Genomic DNA, 21,021 nt, shown 5'->3' on the forward strand with positions numbered 1-21,021 from the left:
CCAGGATGCCGGGTACGCAATGAACGGGGGAAAGGTAGCAGACTGAGGTGAGGGGGACTAACCTCAGTCTGCATTTCCGGATCACGACGTTAACCTCGTACAGATCATGCGGAGCATAAATCCAAGATGCAGGATCATCGCCCAAATCCGACGCTTAATCTGGAGTATTGTGCCGATCGCCCGATATTCATGGACTTCTTGCAACAGGCACAGCGCTCGCCTGACGCCATTGCGGTCGTCTCTCACGACGCGACGTGCAGTTATCGTCAGCTTGAACAGATCAGCCATGGCATTGCGTCCTTCCTGAAGGTCAATGGCGCGACCGAATCCGACCGGGTGGTTATTGTTTCCAATCGCTGTGCGGGGTTGGTCTATGCAATGCTTGGCGCCTTGCGTGCCGGGTCGACGTTCACCGTTGCCGACGTTGCGTATCCACCTGCGCGCATCGGACAAATCATCCGAATGCTAAAGCCTTCCTTTGTCCTGCTTTGCGGTGGGGCCACCGTCGATCTCGATTCCGAACACCTGGAGGCCGGGCGTCCGGCTCCACGGATCGTCAGCATTGCGGAAAACCCCGCCGATTCATTGCGTGAGTTCGCCTTTCACCAACATGCCTTGCCGCAAGTCGACCCTGCACAGCCGGCCTATATCACCTTCACATCGGGCAGCACCGGCGAACCGAAGGGCATCGTGGCCACTCATGCGCCGTTGGTGCATTTCATTGAGTGGCATACCCAGCGCCATTCCTTGTCAAAAGACGATTGCTTTTCGCTGCTGTCCGGGCTGGGGCATGACCCTGTGTACCGGGATGTATTTACCCCGCTGTCGATTGGCGCAAAAGTTATCGTTCCCGCACAGTCGACCGTCATAGACCCTGTGGCATTGGCGGCGTGGATACAAAAAAATGCCATTTCGATTATTCATCTGACGCCGCCGTTGGGAAGGCTGATAGGAACCGGCGCAACACTTCAGGGTGCAAGATTCAACGCGCTTCGATACTTGTTCTGGGGTGGCGATGCATTAGGCATTTCGCTGTTCGAGCAAATGTGCGTGATCGCCCCCAATGCCGTCAGTGTCAATTTTTACGGTACGACGGAAACGCCTCAGGCAATGGCGTACCACCACGTCGACCCTGAAGCCGACAATTCCAGGATTCCACTGGGTAGAGGCATTAAAAACGCGCAATTGCTGGTCGTGAATGACACCCGTCAATTGGTGCATGAAGGTGAGGTCGGAGAAATCCTGATACGCAGCCCTTACTTGGCGCAGGGTTACTGGGAGGACATCGCGCAAACCCGGGAAAAGTTTGTGGTGAATCCGTTTACCAATGTCGAGAACGACATTTGTTATAGAACCGGCGACCTTGGGACTTATCTTTCAGATGGCAGAGTCAGCTTTCTGGGGCGGGGCGATAGTCAGGTCAAGATTCGCGGACATCGTATTGAGCTGGCTGAAATCGAAGGCGCACTTTCGAAACATCCGCTGATCAAGCAGTGCGTTGTGCTTGCCGTCAATGACAACGCGCAGGTCAGGCTGGTGGCCTATTGCGTTTCAATCAACGCTGTTTCAACGGGTGAACTGCGTGAGCACCTCAACACTCGGCTCCCGGAATACATGGTGCCGGCGTTGTTCGTCTTTCTGGATGCGATTCCACTGACGCCGAACGGAAAGATCGATAGGCGGGCGCTGCCGCGGATAGCTGCCAACACAGAGGCGGCGTCCAACCATTCCGATCGGGATCTATCGCCGCTTGCGTTAAAACTGACGCAGGCTTGGGCCGAAATACTCCAGGTCCCGCGCATCGACGCAAACCTGACGTTTGTCGAGCTGGGTGGGGATTCGCTGTCGTTCGTTCAGGCCTCAATGGTGCTTGAAGAACTGATCGGCCATCTGCCCGATCAATGGGAAATGACACCGGTACATGAACTGTGTGGGTTGGCCGGTAAAACCAGCAGTTCAAAGCTGTCCATCAGGGCAATGGAAGTCCCTGTCCTTTTACGTGTTATCTCGATAATCCTGATTGTCATTGGGCATCTTCATCTGTTCTCGACCTGGTCAGTGGTCGGCGAGACGACGGTATTGTTTCTGATCTCGGGCATCAGTCTGGCGAGGTTCCAGTTTCAAGCCATCAATGAACGCGGCAATGTGCGTACGCTGGTCAGGTCAGTGGTCTTTATTGCGGTGCCGACCATCCTTTACACACTTTTGAATCAGATACTGTTCGACCAGGTTCATTGGCAAACGATGTTGCTGATCTCCAACTGGTTTCCACCGACGATGATGGGCGGCTTTGCCTACTGGTATGTTGAAGTGCTCCTGCAGATGATTGTCATCATCGGGTTTGTTCTGTCGTTCGAGCGCGTCAGGAACATTATTGTTGCGAACCCGTTTCGCTGCCTTGTTCTGGCGGCATGTGCATTGGCCGTGGCCGACATTGTGATCAGTGCGTTTCTGTTTGACGCGTCACCGCTCTATAACCGCGTGCCACAGCACTACCTTGCGGTCATGGTGCTTGGAATGGCCGTTCACTATGCTCATTCAAGTGCCCAGAAGTGGATCGTCAGTGCGGTTGCTGTGGTTGTGATGGGTGGGGAGGATCTTCTGGCAATCTTCGGGACGGGGGCGCAGGAAGTTGCGAAGGACTATGTTGATATCGCCATCCCTGCAGTTCTCTCTCTGATTTGGGTCAAGTCAATTCCGGTGCCAGGTCTCGTCGCCCGGGGGCTTGCGCTAGTTGCATCGTCAACGCTGTTTATTTATCTGACGCATTTTCAATTCCAGTCCCTGGCCCGGCATATTGTTGACCTGCCTGTGTTCGCGGTGGTCTTTGCCGTCGTAGGTGGCATCGGGGTCGCGTATGGGTGGAACAAAGTTGTTCGATTCGTTTTGGTGCGCTGGAGTGGCGCAGGCAAGAAGAGCGGTTCGGATACGGTTGAGCGTGTGGCTTGATGGTGAGCTTTTGTCTATTGGATGGGGGGCGAAGCGGCCTACCGGCGTCTGCACACGTTCCCCCTGTAGGAGCCGGCTTGCTGCGGGCGGCGTTCCGACGATGGCGTCCTTTCAGGCGACAGATGTGTCGATTGACCCACCGCTATCGCCAGCAAGCCGGCTCCTACAGTTGATTGGTGTCATGTCTAAGTAGCCTGCCCGCTTGAGCCTCGCTGTGGCTCGGCATGCCCTCGAGGGGCGCTCAGATCAAAAGCTGAAGGCGAGCTAACGCTCGACCTGATGAGTGGCGAAAATCAAAAGCACACGCGAATCCCTGTAGGAGCCGGCTTGCTGGCGATAGCGTCCGTTCAGCCAATACATGCGTTGACTGACACATCGCCATCGCCAGCAAGCCGGCTCCTACAGTTGATTGGTGTAGCCAGTCCGTTTTAGGTGCCGCCCCGGCCATGGATCGGTGCGCAGCTCAAGGTCGATATCACCAGCGCTTTTAAGTTGCATCAACCTTCACGCTCTGTGATGGGGTGGCAAAAAAAACACGGGTTACGCTGGTCGTTGCAGCGGGAACTTCAGGGGGCCGGGCAGGTCAGTTGGAGCCCTGTATCGAGTGCTGTGGTCGGTTGTACGATCGTGCCACGAGAGATCAATCGAGTTCGCCCACTGATGCCAGCCAAACGTTTTCTGACAGGTTTCATTCTGGTGTTCTGCGCCAGCGCGTCGCTTTATTCGGTGGCTGCTGAGCGAAGAGCGACAGCGCAAAGCAACAGCGCATCAACCACCTTGATCGAAACGGCTTCGCGGCAGTATGAAAATGGCCAGTTGGATCAGGCTGCTGCCACGCTGGAACGGGCCCTGCATATTCAGCCGAACAATCCCGCGACGCTGCATTACCTCGGTGTGTTGCGTCTTCAACAGGGGCAGTACCAGCAGGCTGAAACCTTGGGGATGCGCTCGAACATTCGGGTGGGGCGTAACGTCGAGTTACGTAACCGCAACTTGCAATTGATTCAGGCTGCGCAGCGGGCCCAGGCTACCGGTATCCCACCCAGTGCCAACGCAGACAGGGTCGCCGTACTGAACAAGCCGGAAGTGGAGACCCAAAGGCGCAGCGAAGAAGAAATCAGCATTGCTGAACACCCCGCTCAGAATGCTGGGCGCGACGCTGGCAGCTTCGCTCGCGCAGAGGCTGCGCCGGTATTGGACTCGCCTATGGTTGGCAGGCCGGGGCCCGAAGGAAACATGCAAATGGCTTCCACCGAGCCTGCGGGTACAAACGATGCGGTCGAGATTCCCCGCGGCCATTGGCCGCCGCCGGGCAAATGCCGAATCTGGTTCCCGGATCGCCCGCCGGGGCATCAGCCCGCACCCGGCAAATGCAAGAAGCTGCGACATCGGGTTCCGCCAGGGGCCTATTTGGTCCGCGGTTGAGCTTCTGGGTGACCATATATGGACTTATTTGAGGACAGGAGGGTGAGCTTTGCCATCACCGATGAAGGGCCAAAACCCTCAATCGCGAATCGCTGAATCCTGGTCGATGGCACGTTGAAAACGCTGCTACGAACAAACTGAAAATCTGCCTTTCCAGCGCTTGACCTTAAAGTTCAGTTTAACGTTAAGGTGATTTCAAGCCGGCCTCAGAAGCCGGCCCTGGCCGACGCCATCAAGCAGATGCAATCACCTGGAGAGAGACAGATTGAAACTCGCAAGCGCCGTTTTAACAGGATTGCTGTTCAATACGTTCGCCAACCATGCGTTGGCGGGAATGCCTGAAATGCCCAGCCCGACCGACACAACCATGATCGATATCGCCGGTCACCAGGTGCCCGTCGTAAAGGGCGGTTTGTACGATCGCTTTCGCTCCAACCCTCCTTTGTCGGTGATTGCAGCAGAAGTACCGGGCGTTGATTTGAGCTGGTTCAAAGGGTTGGAGAAGAACAAGGTCGACATAGGCTTTGAATCGTTCTCGCCAAACTTTTACTACCAGAACAGTCGCGTAACGGCTGTCTATACGGCAGATCTGGACAAGCTCCGGGCACTGATGCCACCCGAAGTCCTGGCAACCGCCCAGCCTCTGCAAATCTGGCCTGGTCGAGGCCTGATTGCGTTTACCGCGTACACCTATGAACACTGCGATAACGACGCCTATAACGAAGTCGCGGTGTCGATCATCACCAACAAACCGGGCAAAGCCAATCTGGGGCCGTTCACGCTGATGGGCCAGTCGATGTCTGGAGACTTTTGGGGTTATGTACTCAAGTTGCCGGTCAATACAGAGCTTGCGAGGGTTCGTGGTGTCGTCGGTTACAACCTGCCGAAATGGCTGACGGGGATTGACCGCAAAGAAGATGCCCATTCGGTGGTCTATGACATTACCGATAGCGAGACCGGCAAAGTGGACGTGTCCTTCAAAGCGCAGAAGCTCGACGACCTGTCCAGTGACGTCGATATCGTCACCAGCAGTTTCACCAATCTCGATCACCAAGGCCGGTTAGCCTATGGGTATGCTGTTTCCCGCCAGCTCAGCCACGGCTCCAGCAGAAACGAGGATTCGGCAACCCTCACGCTGGGCGACGGCAGCCTGTCGAACTACATCCGCTCCTTGAAGCTGGGGAAAATGATGAAGTACGAATACGTGCCAGCGTTCCAAAGTGCGCTCTACGCGCCGAAGCCGTTAGCGGCACTGGCTGACACGCACTGATTTAACCCGCCGGCAAATATCTGTCAGGCCTCATAAGCCTGACAGGTGACGCCTTACTTGGACGATGCGGTATCACGGCCGCGCGGTGCTGCCGCCACACCTTCCTCGCGCAGGCGATGCAATAACAACTGCGTGTTGTCCACGCAACCCATGCCTTCCGGCTTGCTTTCAATGCCCTCGATAACCAGAAGAAGTTGTGCCTTATTCTGGGCCAGCCGTTGCTGCAGGACTTCGATTTCCTCAACCTTGCGTTTGAGCCCGCTGAGCAACTCTTCATGCTGCCAACCGTTCGCATTCATCGGCAGCAATTGTCGGATTTCTTCCAATGAAAAACCCGCCGCCTGAGCGCCCGTGATGATCTCCAGAACCCACTCCGTGTCCGGTGCGTAGTCCCGATACCCATTGGCTTTGCGCACGACAGATTTAATCAGGCCGCTCGCTTCGTAGAAACGGATACGTGAAGGCGCCAATCCGCTGATTTTCGCCAGTTCGCCTATTCTCATATTCCCCCCAGAAAACCATTGACCTTAAAGTTGACTTTAAACCTAAAGTGATTTGGTGGCCAAGCGGCGCGGATGTCATGCGTTGCTCAAACGCCATGGAATGCAGGGATAGGCGAAAGCCGGACCGGGACCCGTCTCAGAACCGCCTATGGGGTGGGCTGCACTTGTTCAACAAGGGGCACGATCAGTACACGATTCTGGTCATGGCCTCCATTTCATTCGGGAGATGCGAACATGGGTTATGTCACTACGCAGGACGGTGTTGAGATCTTTTATAAAGACTGGGGACCACGCGATGCCCCAGTGGTCTTTTTCCATCACGGATGGCCGCTCAGCGCGGACGACTGGGATGCGCAAATGCTTTTTTTCCTGGCGAACGGCTACCGGGTGGTTGCACACGACCGACGCGGTCATGGGCGATCCAGCCAGGTCTGGGACGGGCACGACATGGATCACTATGCTGATGACGTCGCGGCCGTAGTCGACCATCTTGGCGTGCAGGGCGCAGCCCATGTGGGGCACTCCACCGGCGGTGGTGAAGTCATTCATTACATTGCTCGCCACGGCGAAGACCGAGTGTCCAAGGCCGCCATCATCAGCGCCGTGCCTCCGCTGATGGTTCAGACCCCGGCTAATCCAGGTGGCTTGCCGAAGTCGGTTTTCGATGACTTGCAGGCCCAGCTCAAAGCCAACCGTGCACAGTTCTACCACGACGTTCCAGCGGGACCTTTCTACGGTTACAACCGCCCGGGCGCCAAACCGTCTGAGGGCATCATCCTGAACTGGTGGCGCCAAGGCATGATGGGCTGTGCAAAGGCACATTACGACGGGATCGTAGCCTTTTCCCAGACCGACTTTACCGACGATCTGAAGAGCATCAAGATCCCTGTGCTGGTGATGCATGGTGATGATGATCAGATCGTGCCTTATGAAAACTCCGGGCCCTTGTCAGCCAGACTCTTGCAGAACAGCACGCTGAAAACCTACTCGGGCTACCCACACGGAATGCCTACAACGAACGCCGATACGATCAACGCCGATTTGCTCGCTTTCCTGCGAGGCTAGGCAACCGGAGGAGGGCGGGTGAAAATCCTGCCCTTATTTATGTATGGACTCGCCCCCACTGTCTACCAGCTTTATCAAACACTGCTACCCGACCACAAGGCAAACCAATAGGAAATGTCGCCCAGGTTAACGAAATGGATCGTGACGCGCTCTTCAACGCTGAGTTCGTGATAAAACATGGCAACACCCTACCGAAGCGGTCAGGTGTTGCACTCAGTTTTTGCCGCTGCCAACCAATTAAAATCACCGGCCCAGCGCCGGCGTTATCGTCACGCAGCGTACAGCTAGCCCGTCAGGCTCATTGGCCTGGCCGCTATTCACTGCGCAGAGCCGCCACCGGATGCAGGCGGGCCGCCCGCAGTGCCGGAGCCAGGCCGGCGAGAATGCCGAGCACCGCCGCCAGCAGCAGCGCCAGTAGCAGAAACAGCGGCTGCAGCGCCAAGGGCAGGCTCGGCATGGCCAGGTGCAGTAGCCCGAGCAGGAGGCCCATCAACAGCAGACCAAGCAGACCACCGGCCAGGGACAGCAGTGTCGCTTCGGCGAGAAACAGCCCAAGCACCTGCCGCGGACTGGCACCAATTGCCCGCAACAGGCCGATTTCCGCCGTGCGCTCGCCCACAGTGGTCGTCATGATGGTGAGAATGCCGACGGCGCCGACCAACAGGGAAATGCCCCCCAAGGCACCGATGGCCAGGCTCAGGGTGCCGAGAACGCGGTTGAAGCTGCGCAGCATGTCGTCCTGGGTGCTCAAACTGAAGTCCTCCACGCCGTGCCGTTCGCCGAGCACCTGGCGAATCTGCCGACTCAACGCCCGCGAAGTGGTGCCGGCGCCGAACACCACATGGACTTTGACCACCCCGGTGCGGTTGAACAGGCTTTCGGCCCAATCCACCGGGATGTAGGCGATATCGTCGAGGTTGAAGCCGAGCAATTGGCCCTTTTCCGCCATCACGCCTATCACCCGGAAACGCACGCCCCCGACGCGGATCAGCTCGCCCAGCGGATTGCGTTCACCGAACAGCTCGACACGCAACTGATGGCCGAGCACCACATAGGGCGGCGAACGACCGTCACGGGCCACGGGCAGGAACTCGCCCAGGCTCAGCTGCATGCGCCAGGCCTGCGCCAGCTGATGGCCGCCACCGAGAATGTCGCTGCGCCGGCTCAGTTGACCGAACTGGATATCCCCGCTGCCCTGAATGATCGGCACCGCCGCCTCGACATGCGGCAAGCGCCGCAGGGCGTCGGTATCACTGATAGTCAGTGGCCGTACGCTGCCGAGCAGACCGCCGAGGCCGCTGGTCTGGGTCTTGCCCGGGCGCACAGTGATGATCCGCGTACCAAACTGCGAGAAGTTCTCCAGCACATAGCCGCGCACGCCTTCGCCTATGGCCGTGAGCAGCGTCACGGCGGCTATCCCGATCGCTACCCCGAGCAGGGTCAGCAGGCTGCGCAAGGGTCGACAGGTCAGCGCCGAGCTGGTCAGCCGGAAACCATCTTGCCAGCGCATCAGTGCGCTCCCGGCGTGCGTAGCGCTGCCACCGGCTCCAGCGCCGAGGCCCGAGCGGCCGGCAGCCAGGCGAACAGCAGCGCCGTGCCGAGTGCCAGCAGCACTGCGCTAGCCCGCGCCCACCAGGGTGCATAGAGCGGCAGATCGAACGCCAGGCGCCCCAGCCAGAGCAAGGTTTCGGCCAGAAGTAGCCCCGCCAGCGCCCCCGTCAGTGCGAGCAATGCCGCCTCACCAAGGAACAGCAGGCGCAGCTGCGCCGCCGTCGCACCTATGGCTTTGAGCAGGCCGATCTCGGCGCTGCGCTGGCTCACCGCAATCCAGGTCACGTTCATGATCAGGATGCCTGCCACCAGCAGGCTGATCGCGGCAATCCCGGCGACCGCCAGGGTCAGCACCCCGAGTATGTCGTCGAAGGCGCTGAGCAGGCTGTCCTGGCTGATCAGGGTGATGTCTTCCTTACCCTCGTGGCGCTCCTTGAGCGCGGCGAGTATCAGCCGCTTGCTACGGTCGAGAAAGCTCGGACCACGCACCTCGACAAACACCCGCAACAACCCCTCGCGATTGAACAAGGCCTGGGCACTGGCCACCGGGATGATCAACATCTCGGCGAAATCCATCCCCAGGGATTCGCCCCGCTCACCGAGGATGCCGACCACCCGGAAGCGCCGGTCGCCGGCGCGCAGCCATTCACCCAGGGCCGGGCGCGCACCGAATAGCTCGCGCCGGAGTTTGCCGCCGATCACGCAGACGGCCTCGGCCTGCTCAGGGTCCAGCGCCGGCAGGGGCTGACCTTGGACGACCGTCAGTTGGCGAATGGCGAAGAAGTCCCGGGTGGTGCCCAGGGTCAGTACCTCACGATTGCGGTTGCCGACTATCACCTCCATCTGCCCGGCCTGCAGCGGCGCGACCCGGCGGATGCCCGGCAACTGGGTGATGGCCTGGACGTCCTGCAAGGTCAACTCGTGCGGCGTCAGGCCGGTGAGCGGCGGCAAGCGCCCCGTGGTTTCCTTGCGGCCCGGGAAAACGATCAGGATGTCGCGCCCGAGCAGCGAGAACTCGTTCAGGACGAAGGCCCGCGCCCCCGCGCCGAGACCGGTGAGCAGATTGACCGCAACCACTCCGATAGAGATGGCCAGCAGCAGCATCAAGCTGCGCGAGCGATGCCCACGCAAGGCGCCGAGCCAGAAGCCCAGGGCATCGGCAGCGCGCATCAGGTCAGCGCCCGCTGCGACGCAGCAGTGTGGATCCGCCCGTCACGCATGTGTAACTGGCGCTGCGCGCGGGCGCCCAGGCTGGCGTCGTGGGTCACCACTATCAGGGTCAGGCCCTCGCCGTTGAGCTCCTCCAGCAGGCTGAAGACCTCGGCGCCGGCCTGGCTATCGAGATTGCCGGTGGGCTCGTCGGCCAACAACAGCGCCGGTTGCATGACCATCGCCCGGGCGATGGCGACGCGCTGGCGCTGACCACCGGACAGCTCGGCAGGGCGGTGGACAATGCGCTCGCCCAGCCCCAGGCGCGCCACCAATTGGCTGCTGCGCTTGTGCCGTTGCGCCGCGCCGATGCCAGCGAGGACCATCGGCAGCTCGATGTTTTCCAGCACCGTCAGCCGTGCGATCAGGTGGTAGGACTGGAACACGAAACCTATCAGTTGGCTGCGCAATTGGGCGCGCCGCGCCTCGCTCAGCGTCGCCGTGGCCTCGCCCTGCAGCCAGTATTCGCCGGCGCTCGGCGCATCGAGCAAACCGAGGATGTTCAGCAGGGTCGACTTGCCCGAGCCCGACGGGCCCATCACCGCCATGTAGTCACCGGCGGCGATGTCCAGATCCAGGCCGTCCAGCCCCATCACCTGCTGCTCGCCCAACTGGAAACTGCGGCTACCGCCGCGCAGACGGATCATTGCTCAGTCTCCGCCGCATCCACCGGGATCACCGCCACGTTGTCCTTGAGCCCTTCCTGCTCGAGGCTGGCGACTATACGTGCGTCCTCGTCCAGCCCTGCGAGCACCTCGGTCCAGCGCCAGTTGCTCAACCCGGTTTGCACCTCCACCTCGCGTAACACCCGGGTGGTCGGGTCATATCGCAGCACGTGCTGCCCCTCCAGCAGGGTCTCGGTGGGGATGCGCAAAGCACGTGCGCGCTGCTCCAAGAGGATCTCGACATCGGCGCTATAGCCGGTGAGCAGGACCAGATCGGCCGGCGGCTGGTCGAAGCGCACCTCGACATCGACGGTGCGCGCCTGCTTCTCCAGTTCACGCACATAGGGCGCGATGCGGCTGACGCGGCCGGCGAAATGCTGGCCACGGAAGGCATCCAGGCTGATCCGCACGGCGGTTCCGGGGCGAACCCGGGCAGCGTCCACCTCATCGATCGGCGCCTCGACATACAGGCAACTGTCGTCGATCAGGTCGATCGCCGGCGGCGTGGGAATACCCGGCGGCGAAGGGGTGACGAACTCGCCGAGTTCGCCGTTGATTTCTGCGACTATGCCGGCGAATGGCGCACGCAGGGTCGTCTGCTCCAGCAGTGAACGCTGCAACTGCAGGCTGGCGTCGGCCTCGCGGATCAGCACGGCAGTGGCACTGCACATCAGCTTCGCCAGGTGAGCCTTGGTCTCGGCCTGATCGAGGCGATCGGCGGCAACCAACTTGCGGTCGGCCAGAAGGCCCAGGCGATCTAGGTCGCGCCGGTCCAGATTAGCCTGCTGGCAGCGCTGTTCGCGGGCGTTGCGTTGGGCCTCCAGCCGCGCCTCGGCCTCCTGCAGCCGGGCCTGTTGCTCGTCCTGTCGCAGGCGCATGAGCACCTGCCCCGGCTGAACCCGCTGGCCCTCGCCGATCAGCAACTCGGCAACCTGGCCGCCGACATTGAAGGACAGATGCGAGCGTCGACAGGACTTCAGCGTACCCGCGCGAGTGTTGGCCACCAGCGTCTCCACCGGCCCCCGCTCAACCTCTAGCAGCCTGACCGGCAACGGCTGTGGTCGACTCAACCAGCCGCCAAGCACCATCAGACAGGCCAGCATCGACGAGCCAATCAATAATTTGCGCATGGACTGCACCTCCTCCCACATGGCTTGAGCCTAGGTCAGGAAGGTAAAAGCTCAACGCGAAGCGCCATTTATCCGACGATTTTCAGACGAGCGTCATAAAAATGGCGAATGAGATTTATTTCTCTCGCAACTGCTATCCCCCAGCCATGCCAACTCACTAAAACTCCTTGCCGCGGCGACGCTACGACGTCGAAATATCCCCGGAAACTGTGCCACGCTTTGCTCATACCCGAATGTCTTCAAGCAGCCCAGGCTGTCGGTCAGCATTGGCTCAAATTGGCCGATAGCTGCGTGTTGAACTCAAGGTCTCAAACTAGTGACGCAGGTCTAGGTAGACCGGGTAGGCGCGACTGGTTTTCGTGCTCGAAGAAAAGCCCCCGCACTCGGCTCAAGTGTGGGGGCTTTCTGGTTGAGCGAAGGGGGATTTTCTCACTTCGGTTCGGGTCGTTACGGGTAACACTGTGGTTCAGTCCGGAGGGCGATCGGCCTCATCCACCGTCAGAGCGTTCCGAGGGGCAACTCCATCGCTACGAAAGTGCTCAACGCCAACATAATCAGCAACGCTATAAACATCAGGCTCAAATGAGCGACCTGCTTATAACGGGGTATCAGCCTATTCGTGATTCGAGCAATTGATTTAACAGTGGAAGACATCACCAATCCTCACTTTTGCGCAAAACACCCAATAGTTCCTGAAGGTGTACATCAGAATCACCGGCAGGATGAACAGCGTGCCAATCAAGGTGAACAGCTAACTGGTGGCCGGTGATGTCGCCGTCCACAGGCTGACGGATGGCGGGATGATGTCCGGCCAGCAAGGTCAGCAAGGCATCCGGCGCGGCCTTTGGGGCGGCCGGCGGGTTAGTAGTTGCCGAAGGGGCCGCCGGTGGTGGCGGACCGAAATCATCCAGCGGCATTGCGTTGGCGGTGGTCAGGGTAAGGCGCATCGGACAGCGCAGCCTTGACCCGAGCAGCAAGGCGACGGAGCGGCATGGTGGTGTCGCGCGTTTCATTTTTCACCCCTCCTGTCATGCCGAATCTGCCAAGCCCTGTCGTCTGCATGATGTCCGGGACGACAGCTATTGCGGGTACGAGGGGGCGGTGCAACTAATGAGCCATTTCAATAGAGCGAAAAAAGTTCAACTTAATTAATAAACTGCTTCCGGGCGTTTCGAGTTAGAGAAAAGGTGAGTGGGGAATAATCCTCAAATCAGGTGGTAAACGCCCGGAAGCGTGGGTGTAATTCCCCATTTATGGAGATCGTAGCGACCCTGTTTCACCAGACCGCTTCTGGCCGATTTCTGCCTGTCCCCACAGTCACCTTTGAGTCGATCCAAATCATACAGCCGCCAATCATGCGCCCCGTGAAAAGCTTCGCTGGAAATCTTTTCTGATAGCGCTGAAGGGCGCACGTGTCAGTAAGGCACATGCACGGGCTTTCTCTTGTGGTTCTAACATGACGTCCGGACGACCAGCGTCATATTCGTCGAAGATCAGCGCCGTGGGGAAACCGGGGCCAGACCACCATTATCCTAAATCCCAATCTGGATGGCGGTGGGCTTGCTTGTTTTCGACGGTGGCCGCTATTTGTGGCGCACGCGGCGGTTAGCAGGTAGACAAAATGTGGCGAGGATAAGGCAGATTTAAGGGCATCCCCTGTCTCCTTCATCGAGCATCTGCGTTGAAATCCAGCACCCGCGTGGCACCGACAAAGTGACGCAATCTCGTGCCCAATGGATCAGCAACGGCTCTCAGCCTTAGGGGCAGGTAGCCAGAGGCCAACCGATGCGCGCTGCACGGAGGAGGCTGGCCTTAACAACCAAGCGGTGAAATGGGGCAATAACGAATATGTAGGCTCGGCCTAGACGGTTGTGGCACTGGACCACGGTTGAAAAAACGAGTTGGCGACTGCCTTCTGGCTCTGCCTCTCCAGAACACAGGATCGATATCCGGAAGTCGAGGTGCTTGTCGTCCTCTCCCAACACGATTTCAGTCTGGTTCGAGCTGTAGACCTTGAAGATTTGAATCCGATCAGCAAGCGTTGCCAAATGTCTGGCTGTCTTGATACCAAAACAGGCAACGATAGTGTCTCGGACTTTCATGAGCCATCCGATCCAGGATGGCTGGTGGGAAAGGATGAATCGAGCCAGCACATCTGGATTGCCGGAGGTGCCCGCCGGGAGCTGAATCGCAAAAGCGTCCGCCAGGTTCATCGACTTGTAAAGGTGAGTGATGCCGGACCTCGAGGGTACTGGCACGGACATAATGAGCTCAAATTCTCGGGGCATCGGGGATCTCTCCTGAGTTCCAACTACCAATTAGATGACATGCCATGTCGCGTTTCTTGTTGCGATGGTCTGTCGTATAACGCTCCTTGTCGGATGCTGAGCCCGATCAAGGCATCATAGAGCTCTTGCTGCCCAGCTGGCAAAACAGGAAGCAACGTCGCACGGCGCTTGCCGACATCGAACCAGGATTCAACCAACCATCCCACCAGATAGAGCGCCGAAAGGCATCCGCCAGCCGTTGCAACGTTCCCCTGGCAAACAAGAGGCTGGTCCACGGGTTCAAGTCCCAGAGCTTGCAAGCTCGATCGTGCATCCGGGTGTGTAGTTGCTTGGCCGCTGAGCAGCCCAAGCCGTTCGAGAATGAACGCTCCGGCGCATATGGAGCCGATTCGCTGGCGTCTGGAGTCAAGTTCAAACGACGGCAGGAAATCCGGGGCGGCAAGTGCAGCGGGTATCCCTTCCTTGCCGCTGACGAACAATACCGCGTCGGCACTATTGGCCTCGGAAAGCGGACCGTGCACCGAAACAGGCAGGCCATGCGCCGATCGCACGATAGCGCTGGAACCCAATATCCGGACGTGCCAGTCCTCAGTGTTGCGACCCAAAATGTCCCACATCAGGAACAGGTCGATATCAGTGAATTGGTCGAAAGCAACCAGAACGATTTTCTTCAAGGCGAGCTCCATGAAAAGTGCTAGCGTGCAAAACGCAACGGCTATCTTTGCTGGTGTTCGCAGCGTATCAATCGGTTGCGCGCCATACACAGTCTGTATGGCGCTAAACATGGAGCGAAATAACGGGTGGGAAAATTAACTCGCAACCATTGGATCGCGGCTGGTTTTGAGGCCCTCGACCAGATAGGACATAGTGGTGTTTCGGCCGAGAGTCTATCGCGCCGATTGAATGTGACCCGCGGATCGTTCTATCACCATTTCCGCAATCGCGAAGACTTTGTCCGCGCCTTGCTGGCCGCTTGGGAAGAAGACTACACGGAGCGCATGCTCACTTATGCGGCGCAGGGTCGTAGCGCGGGCGAAATCTTGAAACGCTACTTGAGTATTGCCGCTGAGAAACAACCTGGGCGGGAGGTTTCCATCCGCGCCTGGTCACTGCACGATCCATTGGTAGGCGAGTTTCAGCAGCGTGTTGACACCAGACGACTGGACTTCGCGATACGCACGTGCCGCCGCTTGGTCCCTATGCCAGGCGAAGCAGAAGTGATTGGAAGGGTGGCCCATCTGTGCCTGATTGGTGGTCAACAGGCAGGGCTGCGGCGTGATGCCGCTCGCTTCAACAGTTTTCTGAGTCGAGCCTTTTCACTTTTCGAAGGGGCTCTTCCACCGTGGCGGGTCTAAGTCATGAGCTAGATTGGGTTAACTGAATAAATAGAGTTCGCGTGCCGCTAAATTCTCGGCAGCACTCAATTCCCTCACCGAATGGGTCGATCCAAATCATACAGCCACCAATCACCCGCCCCGTGAAAGGCTTCATTGGAAACCTTCTCTGATAGCGCTGAAGGGGGGAACACGTCAGTAAGACGCGTGCACGGGCTTTCCCTTGTGGTTCTAACATGACGTCCGGACGACCAGCGTCATATTCGTCGAAGATCAGCGCCATGGGCCTGCAGTACCCAGGGCAGGATGACTTCCTAAACGAAAAGGGGGACGGATTTATTTCCGGAAAAATCAATCCTTCCCTTTTTTACGTGCGCAACGCTGGGCGAAAGCGCGATCTTTCGATGCCGAAGCGTATTTTTTCTTGGCATCGCTCACAAATCCATTTCGCGAGAGCTCTCCGAATAGTTTGACTTATACTTTTGGGCTGAGAGGCGGAATGTGACCACTTCATCTGATTATATCGCCCTGCATGGCAGCATAATCGACATGAACGCATGGCTAATCACCTGGGAGAGGCTGGATGCACGGCCAGAGCCCTACGAGAAAGTTGCGGCCATACTTAGCGGCCGGCGGTCAAAACGCTCAGTGGCTGAGTTTATGGAATTCCTTTACCTCCGCGCGACGTGCGATGCCTCGGATATGGCGTACTACGCTAACCGTCCAAAAAAAATGATCGGACGTGCCCAGTATCAGCTGTCGATAAATGGGGTGCCCCATGAACGTATTTCCATTGGGGGAAATCCTTGCTTGTATGGGCGCCGCGTCACGAATCTAAAAATTTCGCGAGACGGCGAGGATGAAGTTTTAAAGTGGCGCGAGCCGCCTACTTTTTGTTGGAAAGGGACGTCACGAACCAAGATTGAAACGGCAGAAGGGGGAGAACTGAAGGAATGTCGGCGCCCAGGAAATCGCCCGCTTAGTGAAGACGCTTACCGCTGGAGAAAATAGGAGGCGCGCATATCTGCGATGCTAATAGTGTGAAAGCATTGATGCCGCCTGGATAGCAGCGACCGTCCGCAAAGGGCCGAAAGGGCCGATTGCTGCCTGTCGCGAAGGGCTGCATTCGACCGGTTGAATCCACAACCCCCAGTAGTTTTTGGTCGTTCTGTGCTCCGCGATATTTCGTGACATGTCCTGCATTCTGCGGAGGTTTTTAGCATTCACGTTGAGAGCCTTTACGTGGGCACCGAAACTGTATGCACAGCTATGCTGGCCTGATGCCCCCAAAGTGGTAGGGTTAGCTGGCCAATGGCCCGCACGCCTCGTCTGGCTATCTCAACGCGATATGTATGAACTGCCCACCGGAAGGACCCCCTGATATGACCGAACAGGCCATCACCTTAAAGACTGTCAACGAATTACGGCTAGGTGATGAAGGAAAACCTCAGCGTTATTTTATTGCTGCTTATCAACGCGGCTACCGCTGGACGCCGCTGCAGGTAACGCAACTTCTGGAAGATATCCGTGAATTCACCAAGCGCCGTAATCCTCAGCCGGAAGACTTCTATTGTTTGCAGCCGTTGGTTATGCGTGTCTGCGAAGAGGGTGGTTATGAGGTTGTGGATGGTCAGCAACGCCTGACTACCCTGATGCTGATCCTGCGTCATTTCAATGAACGGCTTACCGAGAAATACCGGCAACCGTTGTTTAAGCTCGAGTACGAAACAAGGCCAGAGCTGCTGAAGTTTCTTGATGAGCCCACTGAAGAGCTTGCCAATAGGAATGTGGATTTCTTCCATTTGAAAATGGCCATGGATGCCATCGAGAGCTGGTTTGCGGACAAGGATAGCGAGCTTGAGGAAATCAAAGCTGCGTTTCAGGGCAAGGTTAAGGTCATCTGGTACGAAATTGCAGAGACTGAGCACCCGGTGGATGTGTTTACCAGGCTTAACGTCGGGAAAATTCCGCTGACCAATGACGAGCTGATTCGTGCCTTATTCTTAAAACGCTCCAGTGCCGATCAGGCAGAGTACCTCAATCTGCAAACGCAGATTGCCTACGAGTGGGACCACATGGAGAAAGCACTCCAGGCGGATGCGTTCTGGTACTTCGTCAGTAATGACCTTGATCGCGCGCAGAACCGCATCGGCTTATTGTTCGAGCTGGTGGCCAGCGCCGAAGGTATTCCCGAAGCGTTCAAGCATGACCCGTATGGTGTCTTTTTTACTTTTGGCACACGATTGAAGCAGCCAGATATCAGCCTTGAGGCTGAGTGGCGCAAGATCAAACAGGCTTTTCTGCTGCTTGAGGAGTGGTATGAGGATCGTGTGCTTTTTCACATGATTGGTTATCTAGTCAGTGAAAACACCGCGATAAATACTATTCGTGAGCTGTCTTCCAACTGCTCGAAAAGCGGCTTTCAACAGCGGCTTCGGCAAGAAATTTTTGCCAAGGCAATTGATGCGCGGGTGATCTGGCCATTGAGCAAACAGGAAATTCGTGAGCAGGTAGCTGAGAGGCTGGACACCCTCACGTACCCTACCCCCAAAATTAAGTCACTTTTGCTGTTATTTAATGTGGCAACGCTGCTACAAAACACTCAGTCGAACCTGCGCTTTCAGTTCGATAGTTTTAAAGGTGCTAGCTGGAACATTGAGCATGTCCGCTCCATCACGGACGATAAGCCTGAGCGTCATCATGAGCGAGTCAAATGGTTGGGCAATTGCCTAAGCTACCTTGAGTCGAGCAGCGCTGAGCTGGAGCTTCAAGACGACATCAGATCGTTTCTGGCGTTGCCTCAGCTCGATGCCAGCAACGATATTTTTGACCCACTGTATGACCGGGTTCTCGCCAATTTCAACGAGGGCTCTGACGAGGCGGCCGACCACAGTATCGCTAATTTAGCCCTGCTTGATGAATACACCAACAAGAGCTACAAAAATGCGGTTTTTGCCGTGAAACGGCAGAGACTTCTGCAGTTAGATCAGGCAGGTATTTTCGTGCCCTTGTGTACTCGTAATGTGTTCCTCAAGTGCTACAGCCCAGAAGTCGGCAACATGATGTTCTGGGGCGAAGAGGACAGTAACGGTTACCTCGGGATTATGAACAATACGTTAGCTGATTTCTTCGTTGGAAACATGGAGTGTGGGCAATGAGTGCACTGGATAGCCGGATTAATTTCAAGCAGCTGCTGGATCGCCATGGCAGAGTTTGTATTCCCATAATTCAGCGTGACTATGCGCAAGGCCGCCCAGAGGAAGAGGAGGTGCGCCAGGAGTTTCTTCAGGCAATCAAGGTTGCTCTGGATAAGCCAGCGGATGACCCCTCGTTACCATTCAACCTCGACTTTATTTACGGCAGTGTAGAGGGGCGTGAGACCACACGGTTCTTGCCGCTTGACGGTCAGCAACGACTGACAACGCTCTTTCTTTTGCATTGGTATCTGGCTTGGGTTGATGGGAGGTGGGAACGGTTTTCCGATATGCTCATAGCCGAGAGTAAGTCGCGATTTTTCTATAGAGTTCGCCCCAGCAGTAACGAGTTTTTTGATGCTCTCGTCAGTTACTTACCAGATGAGGACGCAACTGATGTTACTTCGCTTAGCGCATTGATTACTGATCAACCTTGGTATTTTCGTAGCTGGCGTTTAGATCCCACCATTCAATCTGCGCTGTTCATGCTGGATGCCATCCACGATCGTTTTGCCTCTACCGCCGATCTTTTCGAGCGGTTGGTCAGCGAGAGTCAACCGGCCATTACTTTTCAGCTGCTTGATCTGGAAAATTTCGGCCTGTCCGATGACCTGTATATCAAGATGAACTCGCGCGGAAAGCCGCTTACGCCATTTGAAACCTTCAAGGCTCGTTATGAACGCGAGTTGAAATCGCAGTTTGTGAGCCGTTCGTACGAGTTCGCAGGGGCAGCACACTCTGTTGCAGAGTACGTTGCCTGGCGGATGGATAATGCGTGGGCAGATCTTTTTTGGGCCGCTCGTGACAAGTCGAACAATCAGTTCGACGGCGCAATCATGAGCGTATTTCGAGCTGTTGCCCTAGTCACCAGGAGCCCGGAAAGTGAACAGTACTTGGAGGACATAGAACGCTTGCGACAGAGTGAGCGCGCACCAAACTACAGTGATTTCCATGCGAGAAACTGGCTGGATGAAGATTTCACGCTTTCTGTTATTGCGCTACTCGATACCTGGAGTGGCTGCAGTGAAGGGGTGCAAACACATCTGCCTGAAAACCATCCATTCGATGAGCGTGCGTTCTTCCAGAAGGTAGTCACTTCGAAAAAATCACTTTCTTACACCGAGATAGTTCAGTTTTCCGCTTATGCCTTATTTTTGTCGTTTAACGAAGACGGCTATGAGGTCAAGCATCTCCAAGACTGGATGCGAGTCGCGTTTAATCTTGCAGAGAATACTGAGTACAATCGTACAGAAGATCTCCAGCGAAGCATCAGTGGCCTGCAAGAGCTGCTACCTCAGTCGAAAGATATACTTGCATACTTTGCTGATGCGGACTCGATGGTCGCCGGTTTTTCAAAACAGCAAATCGAAGAGGAAAGGCTAAAAGCTCAACTGATCAGAGCGGAAGCTAGTTGGTCTGAGTGTGTCTATCGTGCCGAGGCACATGGCTACTTTCGTGGCCAGATCGAGTTCCTAATCAACTTTTGTGGTATTGAGATCGGGGTTCCGCTTCAAAACTGGAACGACGGACAGCATCGAGAGATGCAAGAAAGGTTTCAAGAGTACCTAGCCAAAGCGTCCACCATGTTCGACGAGAGAGGCCTGAAAGCGTTGCCTGATTTTATTTGGGAGCGTGCGTTGCTTTGCATTGGCGATTACTTACTATCTAAGGGGAGAAACTATTCGTTATTAGTAAATTCATCTACCGACACAGTCAGTTGGAAACGCCTGCTAAGGGGGGCGGGTGAGTATACATTTGCGCGCAGAAAGCTTTTAAAACAGCTTTTTGATCATATTGACCCTACTGCTAATCTTGTGACGCAGCTAAGTGCTTTGATTGATGACGCTACGGAGCTAGATCCATGGGTTGAAGCACTTGTCCAAACTCCCCAGGCTTTGGCTTATTGCCAATCTCGCTGTCTCCGGTTTGACCAAGCAACTGAGCAGATTTACCTGCTGAGTAAAACGCAGATGAATGGCATGCATGCTGAACTTTTCAGCTATGCGCTCTATCACAAGCTGAAAGCTGATGTAGATAGGCTTGGAGCTCTTGAACTGTTGTATTACTCAGAGGTCAGTGGCTCTGAGTCGGAGCCGTGCTTCTATATTTCACTCACAAAAAATGAAGTGCCTTTGCCAATATCAGTCCGATTCGACCAAGGCCAATTTGTCATTGCATATGAGAGTTTTGGGGCAGACCTTCAAGAGAGTGAGGCGAAAGCGCTTCGGGCCTTAGGGTTTATGGAGGGAGAAGACATACAAGAGTGGCTCGTTGATCGAGAGGAGGTTGAGTCATGGCTCCTTGAGTTGGCTGCGTCCACTGTGAGTGAAGTGGGTTGAGATGCCCATCGCTGAATTAACCCTCTGAATACAGTGTTGAAGAGCCACATTGCTAATCGAAGCAATGTGGCTGTTTTTGGCCGATTGCTGCCTGTCGCA

General features: G+C 56.5%; 14 protein-coding genes and 1 pseudogene. 7 read left to right on the plus strand and 8 right to left on the minus strand.

What is annotated here, in order from left to right:
* Nucleotides 1-126: 126 nt before the first annotated feature.
* From IB246_RS27635 to IB246_RS27645, 3 genes are all read left to right on the plus strand, one after another.
* Nucleotides 127-2,949: an amino acid adenylation domain-containing protein gene (locus IB246_RS27635; protein ID WP_192230221.1), complete on the plus strand. Its 2,823-nt coding sequence runs from the start codon at nt 127-129 to the stop codon at nt 2,947-2,949.
* Between the two features lie 660 nt (nt 2,950-3,609).
* A complete protein-coding gene (locus IB246_RS27640) occupies nt 3,610-4,374 on the plus strand; it encodes a tetratricopeptide repeat protein (protein WP_008039709.1) in 765 nt (254 codons plus the stop codon).
* 343 nt (nt 4,375-4,717) lie between these two features.
* The gene (locus IB246_RS27645; protein ID WP_032832511.1) at nt 4,718-5,644 is read left to right on the plus strand and encodes a hypothetical protein; all 927 of its coding nucleotides are present in this window, start codon (nt 4,718-4,720) and stop codon (nt 5,642-5,644) included.
* Nucleotides 5,645-5,697: 53 nt separating this feature from the next.
* Here IB246_RS27645 and IB246_RS27650 read toward each other — a convergent pair whose 3' ends face one another.
* Nucleotides 5,698-6,147, minus strand: a complete 450-nt coding sequence (locus IB246_RS27650) for a MerR family transcriptional regulator (protein ID WP_008029448.1) — start codon at nt 6,145-6,147, stop codon at nt 5,698-5,700.
* Between the two features lie 234 nt (nt 6,148-6,381).
* Here IB246_RS27650 and IB246_RS27655 point away from each other — a divergent pair, with 234 nt between their 5' ends.
* Nucleotides 6,382-7,212, plus strand: a complete 831-nt coding sequence (locus IB246_RS27655) for an alpha/beta fold hydrolase (protein WP_008029447.1) — start codon at nt 6,382-6,384, stop codon at nt 7,210-7,212.
* 313 nt (nt 7,213-7,525) lie between these two features.
* Here the strand turns inward: IB246_RS27655 and IB246_RS27660 are convergent, their stop codons facing one another.
* From IB246_RS27660 to IB246_RS27690, 7 genes and pseudogenes are all read right to left on the minus strand, one after another.
* Entirely contained in the window at nt 7,526-8,722 is a 1,197-nt protein-coding gene (locus tag IB246_RS27660) for an ABC transporter permease (protein WP_008039714.1), read from the minus strand.
* Nucleotides 8,722-9,933: an ABC transporter permease gene (locus IB246_RS27665; RefSeq protein ID WP_008039715.1), complete on the minus strand. Its 1,212-nt coding sequence runs from the start codon at nt 9,931-9,933 to the stop codon at nt 8,722-8,724. The genes IB246_RS27660 and IB246_RS27665 overlap by 1 nt, the downstream gene beginning before the upstream one ends.
* Nucleotides 9,933-10,619 (minus strand): ABC transporter ATP-binding protein, encoded by a 687-nt coding sequence (locus IB246_RS27670; RefSeq protein WP_008039716.1) that lies wholly within the window; start codon nt 10,617-10,619, stop codon nt 9,933-9,935. The genes IB246_RS27665 and IB246_RS27670 overlap by 1 nt, the downstream gene beginning before the upstream one ends.
* Nucleotides 10,616-11,767: an efflux RND transporter periplasmic adaptor subunit gene (locus tag IB246_RS27675; RefSeq protein WP_177318176.1), complete on the minus strand. Its 1,152-nt coding sequence runs from the start codon at nt 11,765-11,767 to the stop codon at nt 10,616-10,618. The genes IB246_RS27670 and IB246_RS27675 overlap by 4 nt, the downstream gene beginning before the upstream one ends.
* A 637-nt stretch (nt 11,768-12,404) precedes the next feature.
* Nucleotides 12,405-12,581, minus strand: a pseudogene (locus IB246_RS28790) (ubiquinol oxidase subunit II); the annotation flags it as partial.
* Nucleotides 12,582-13,524: 943 nt separating this feature from the next.
* Nucleotides 13,525-14,055, minus strand: coding sequence for a DUF2867 domain-containing protein (locus IB246_RS27685; RefSeq protein WP_008039722.1), 531 nt, complete (start codon nt 14,053-14,055; stop codon nt 13,525-13,527).
* A gap of 23 nt (nt 14,056-14,078) precedes the next feature.
* Nucleotides 14,079-14,729 (minus strand): DJ-1/PfpI family protein, encoded by a 651-nt coding sequence (locus IB246_RS27690; RefSeq protein WP_032832512.1) that lies wholly within the window; start codon nt 14,727-14,729, stop codon nt 14,079-14,081.
* 126 nt (nt 14,730-14,855) lie between these two features.
* Here IB246_RS27690 and IB246_RS27695 point away from each other — a divergent pair, with 126 nt between their 5' ends.
* The 3 genes from IB246_RS27695 to IB246_RS27705 all read left to right on the plus strand — a co-directional run bounded on the left by IB246_RS27695 (nt 14,856) and on the right by IB246_RS27705 (nt 20,922).
* Nucleotides 14,856-15,410, plus strand: coding sequence for a TetR/AcrR family transcriptional regulator (locus IB246_RS27695; protein ID WP_008039726.1), 555 nt, complete (start codon nt 14,856-14,858; stop codon nt 15,408-15,410).
* Nucleotides 15,411-16,771: 1,361 nt separating this feature from the next.
* Nucleotides 16,772-18,547, plus strand: coding sequence for a DUF262 domain-containing protein (locus IB246_RS27700; RefSeq protein WP_008039729.1), 1,776 nt, complete (start codon nt 16,772-16,774; stop codon nt 18,545-18,547).
* Nucleotides 18,544-20,922 (plus strand): DUF262 domain-containing protein, encoded by a 2,379-nt coding sequence (locus IB246_RS27705; protein ID WP_008039731.1) that lies wholly within the window; start codon nt 18,544-18,546, stop codon nt 20,920-20,922. The genes IB246_RS27700 and IB246_RS27705 overlap by 4 nt, the downstream gene beginning before the upstream one ends.
* Nucleotides 20,923-21,021 lie beyond the last annotated feature (99 nt).

The sequence above is a fragment of the Pseudomonas sp. PDM01 genome, from assembly GCF_014852325.1.
Taxonomy (GTDB): domain Bacteria; phylum Pseudomonadota; class Gammaproteobacteria; order Pseudomonadales; family Pseudomonadaceae; genus Aquipseudomonas; species Aquipseudomonas migulae.

Bases quoted from the DNA above. Each gene is read 5' to 3' on its own strand.
- IB246_RS27635 (WP_192230221.1), top strand. From the start codon at position 127: ATGCAGGATCATCGCCCAAATCCGACGCTTAATCTGGAGTATTGTGCC.
- IB246_RS27650 (WP_008029448.1), bottom strand. From the start codon at position 6,147: ATGAGAATAGGCGAACTGGCGAAAATCAGCGGATTGGCGCCTTCACGT.
- IB246_RS27685 (WP_008039722.1), bottom strand. From the start codon at position 14,055: ATGCCCCGAGAATTTGAGCTCATTATGTCCGTGCCAGTACCCTCGAGG.
- IB246_RS27655 (WP_008029447.1), top strand. From the start codon at position 6,382: ATGGGTTATGTCACTACGCAGGACGGTGTTGAGATCTTTTATAAAGAC.
- IB246_RS27705 (WP_008039731.1), top strand. From the start codon at position 18,544: ATGAGTGCACTGGATAGCCGGATTAATTTCAAGCAGCTGCTGGATCGC.
- IB246_RS27675 (WP_177318176.1), bottom strand. From the start codon at position 11,767: ATGCGCAAATTATTGATTGGCTCGTCGATGCTGGCCTGTCTGATGGTG.
- IB246_RS27640 (WP_008039709.1), top strand. From the start codon at position 3,610: ATGCCAGCCAAACGTTTTCTGACAGGTTTCATTCTGGTGTTCTGCGCC.
- IB246_RS27700 (WP_008039729.1), top strand. From the start codon at position 16,772: ATGACCGAACAGGCCATCACCTTAAAGACTGTCAACGAATTACGGCTA.
- IB246_RS27670 (WP_008039716.1), bottom strand. From the start codon at position 10,619: ATGATCCGTCTGCGCGGCGGTAGCCGCAGTTTCCAGTTGGGCGAGCAG.
- IB246_RS27645 (WP_032832511.1), top strand. From the start codon at position 4,718: ATGCCCAGCCCGACCGACACAACCATGATCGATATCGCCGGTCACCAG.
- IB246_RS27665 (WP_008039715.1), bottom strand. From the start codon at position 9,933: ATGCGCGCTGCCGATGCCCTGGGCTTCTGGCTCGGCGCCTTGCGTGGG.
- IB246_RS27660 (WP_008039714.1), bottom strand. From the start codon at position 8,722: ATGCGCTGGCAAGATGGTTTCCGGCTGACCAGCTCGGCGCTGACCTGT.